Source organism: Pedobacter sp. Leaf176, from assembly GCF_001424305.1.
Taxonomy (GTDB): Bacteria; Bacteroidota; Bacteroidia; order Sphingobacteriales; family Sphingobacteriaceae; genus Pedobacter.
Window position 1 is genome coordinate 1,237,095 of record NZ_LMPD01000001.1, and the last position, 256, is coordinate 1,237,350.

At 47.8% G+C, this 256-nt stretch carries 1 protein-coding gene; it reads left to right on the forward strand.

Annotated features, from left to right (window positions below):
- A partial coding sequence (locus tag ASF92_RS21575; protein WP_197413233.1) for a hypothetical protein occupies positions 1–256 on the forward strand: 256 nt, incomplete at both ends.

Here is a 256-nt window from a genome sequence, read left to right on the forward strand (position 1 = left end):
GCGAAGGACCGAAAGCAGAACTTAAAGTCACCGTAATCGGCTTACCAGCCGCTCCTGTAACCGCATATCTAAGCTATTGCCAGAACGAGCAGAATATCCCTGCATTAACAGCGGCCGGTTCAAACCTAACCTGGTATGAYGCGAATGSTACTAAACTTTCTGCTGCTCCAACACCTTCTACTTTATCAGCGGGCGAAACGAAATACTACGTGACCCAGAAAAATGCAGAAGGTTGCGAAGGACCRAAAGCAGAACT